Origin of the sequence: Streptomyces hygroscopicus, from assembly GCF_026168105.1 — a bacterium.
GTDB lineage: Bacteria > Actinomycetota > Actinomycetes > Streptomycetales > Streptomycetaceae > Streptomyces > Streptomyces hygroscopicus_D.
Genome location: NZ_LBMW01000147.1, coordinates 1 through 1,496, shown reverse-complemented (window position 1 = coordinate 1,496; position 1,496 = coordinate 1). Strand labels below are relative to the sequence as shown.

Annotated in this window: 1 protein-coding gene; it reads right to left on the bottom strand. The window is 67.9% G+C overall.

Annotated features, from left to right (window positions below; genetic code table 11):
• On the bottom strand, nucleotides 1–1,496 hold a 1,496-nt coding region (locus AAW14_RS39300), incomplete at both ends, for an amino acid adenylation domain-containing protein (RefSeq protein WP_265569256.1).

Sequence of the window (1,496 nt, the reverse complement as noted above, 5' to 3'; positions counted from 1 at the left end):
CGGGGGCGGGGAGGGCGTGGCGGTCTATTTTGCCGGCGGGGGTGAGGGGTGGTTGGTCGAGGATGATGATGGTGGAGGGGATCATGTGGTCGGGCAGGAGGCGGGTGAGGGTGGTGCGGGTGTGGGTGGGGTCGATGGTGGTGTGGGGTTGGGGGGTGATGTAGGCGATGAGGCGTTTGTCGCCGGGGTGGTCTTCGCGGGTGGTGACGATGGCGTGGGTGATGGGGGTGTGGTGGGTGAGGGTGTTTTCGATTTCGGCGGGTTCGATGCGGTAGCCGCGGATTTTGATCTGGTGGTCGGTGCGGCCGAGGAATTCGAGGGTGCCGTTGGTGTGCCAGCGGACGATGTCGCCGGTGCGGTACATGCGTTCGCCGGGTGTGGTGTAGGGGCAGGGGATGAAGCGTTCGGCGGTGAGGTCTGGGCGGTTGTGGTAGCCGCGGGCGAGGCCGGGGCCTGCGACGTAGAGTTCGCCGGGGATGGTGGGTGGGACGGGTTGGAGGGCGTTGTCCAGGACGTAGAGGTGGGTGGTGCCCAGGGGGCGGCCGATGGGGGGTGGTGTGGGTGTGTGGGGGTTGAGGGGGTCGCTCATGGTGGCGCAGACGGTGGTTTCGGTGGGTCCGTATGCGTTGATCATGAGTCGGCCGGGTGCCCAGCGTTGGACGGTGTGGGTGGGGAGGGCTTCGCCGGCGGTGTTGAGGGTCATGCCGGGGGGGAGTGCGTTGTCGGGGAGGGCGGCCAGGAGTGCGGGGGGCAGGGTGGCGTGGGTGATGTGGTGGTGGGTGAGGAGGGTGGTGAGGTGTGTGGGGTCGCGGAGTTGGTCGGTGGGGGCGAGGACGAGGGTGGCGCCGCTGAGGAGGGCCATGCAGATTTCGGAGATGGCGGCGTCGAAGCTGGTGGGGGCGAATTGGAGGATGCGGCTGTGGGGTGTGACGGCGAGGTGTTGGATCTGGGAGTGGGCGAGGTTGGCGAGGCCGGTGTGGGTGATGACGACGCCTTTGGGGCGGCCGGTGGAGCCGGAGGTGTAGATGATGTAGGCGGGGTGGGTGGTGTGGAGGGGGGTGTGGCGTTCGGTGTCGGTGATGTTGGTGGTGTCGTGTGCGGTGGTGTGTGCGGTGATGTTGGTGTGGTCGAGGGTGAGGGCGGGGCGTGCGTCGTCGAGCATGAGGGTGATGCGTTCGGCCGGGTAGTCCGGGTCGATGGGGATGAACGCGGCTCCTGCTTTGGTGACGGCGAGGATGGCGGTGATGAGTTCGGTGGAGCGTGGCAGGAGGAGGGCGACGCGTTGTTCGGGTCCGGCGCCTTGGGTGATGAGGTGGCGGGCGAGGTGGTTGGCGCGTGTGTTGAGTTCGGCGTAGGTGAGCTGGGTGTCCTGGTAGGACACGGCGATCGCGTCGGGGGTTCGGGCGGCCTGTGCCTCGAACAGTTCGCACAGCACCGTCTGCTCGGCGCCCGGGACCGCACCACCGGACCACTCACCCAACACCAGCTTCTCCTCG